The organism is Lachnospira hominis (ex Liu et al. 2021), from assembly GCF_014287955.1.
GTDB lineage: Bacteria > Bacillota > Clostridia > Lachnospirales > Lachnospiraceae > Lachnospira > Lachnospira hominis.
Window position 1 is genome coordinate 1 of sequence record NZ_JACOPD010000020.1, and the last position, 2,084, is coordinate 2,084.

The 2,084-nt window shown below is 50.8% G+C and carries 1 rRNA gene; it reads left to right on the top strand.

Annotated elements, in window-relative coordinates:
* Positions 1-2,084, top strand: a 23S ribosomal RNA gene (locus tag H8S01_RS13810); the annotation flags it as partial.

Here is a 2,084-nt window from a genome sequence, read left to right on the forward strand (position 1 = left end):
GAAACCGACATGGCAGTATCCAGAGTACCACGAGACACGAGAAACCTTGTGGGAATGAGCGGAGACCACTCCGTAAGGCTAAATACTACTCAGTGACCGATAGCGCATAGTACTGTGAAGGAAAGGTGAAAAGGACCCCGGGAGGGGAGTGAAAGAGAACCTGAAACCCTGTGTTTACAAGCACCGAAAGCACGTCAATGTGCGATCGGGTACCTTTTGTAGAATGGTCCGGCGAGTGAATGTATTTGGCAAGGTTAAGCACTTCAGGTGCGGAGCCGCAGCGAAAGCAAGTCTGAACAGGGCGTATGAAGTCAAATGTATTCGACCCGAAACCGGGTGACCTAGCCATGACCAGGCTGAAGTGAAGGTAAAACTTCATGGAGGACCGAACCGACTCCCGTTGAAATGGTAGCGGATGAACTGTGGCTAGCGGAGAAATTCCAATCGAACCCGGAGATAGCTGGTTCTCTCCGAAATAGCTTTAGGGCTAGCCTTGAAATAGATTACTGCAGGTAAAGCACTGAATTGGCTAGGGGCCGAGAGGTTACTGAACCTTATCAAACTAAGAATGCCGGATAATCGTTTTTCAGGAGTCAGACAGTGGGAGATAAGTTTCATTGTCGAGAGGGAAACAGCCCAGACCCACAGCTAAGGTCCCCAATCATAGTTAAGTGGAAAAGGATGTGGAATTGCTTAGACAACCAGGATGTTGGCTTAGAAGCAGCCACTCATTAAAAGAGTGCGTAATAGCTCACTGGTCGAGTGATTCTGCGCGGAAAATTTAACGGGGCTAAACTATGAACCGAAGCTTGGGATACCGTAAGGTATGGTAGGAGAGCGTCGTATACGGGGTGAAGTCAGAGCGAAAGCGCTGGTGGACTGTATACGAGTGAGAATGCCGGAATAAGTAGCGAGAATTAAGTGAGAATCTTAATGGCCGAAAGTCTAAGGTTTTTGGAGGAAGGTTCGTCCGCTCCAAGTAAGTCGGGAGCTAAGGTCAGGCCGAAAGGCGTAGCCGATGCACATACGGTTGATATTCCGTAACCATCTGCAATTTAAGCAAAGGGACACTTGAAAAGGGTGTGACCCGGGCGTTGGTAGACCCGGGCGTAAGGGACTGAAATTATAGTAGGGAAGCACACTTAGATCAAGGCGAGAAAAGCTTTGTGTATAGAAGCAGATGCCCGTACCGCAAACCGACACAGGTGGACAGGAAGAGAATTCTAAGGCCAGCGGGAGAAGGGTAGTTAAGGAACTCGGCAAATTGACTCCGTAACTTCGGAATAAGGAGTGCTCGAAAGAGCCGCAGAGAATAGGCCCAGGCGACTGTTTAGCAAAAACACAGGTCTCTGCCAAATCGAAAGATGAAGTATAGGGGCTGACACCTGCCCGGTGCCGGAAGGTTAAGAGGAGATGTGCAAGCATTGAATTGAAGCCCCGGTAAACGGCGGCCGTAACTATAACGGTCCTAAGGTAGCGAAATTCCTTGTCGGGTAAGTTCCGACCCGCACGAATGGTGTAACGATCTGGGCACTGTCTCAACTACCCACCCGGCGAAATTGTAGTACCGGTGAAGATGCCGGTTACCTGCGGCAAGACGGAAAGACCCCATGGAGCTTTACTGTAGCCTGATATTGGGTTTCGGTAATCTATGTACAGGATAGGCGGGAGACTGGGAAGCTAAGGCGTCAGCTTTAGTGGAGTCAATGTTGGGATACCGCCCTTAGGTTTCTGGAATTCTAACCTGCGGCCGTGAATCCGGTCGGGGGACATTGTCAGGTGGGCAGTTTGACTGGGGCGGTCGCCTCCTAAAGAGTAACGGAGGCGCTCAAAGGTTGGCTCAGTACGGACGGAAACCGTGCTTTTGAGTGTAAACGCAAAAGCCAGCCTAACTGCGAGCGTGACGGCGCGAGCAGTAACGAAAGTTGGAGTTAGTGATCCGGCGGTATGTGAATGGAAATGCCGTCGCTCAACGGATAAAAGCTACCCTGGGGATAACAGGCTGATCTCCCCCAAGAGTCCACATCGACGGAGTGGTTTGGCACCTCGATGTCGGCTCATCGCATCCTGGGGCTGTAGTAGGT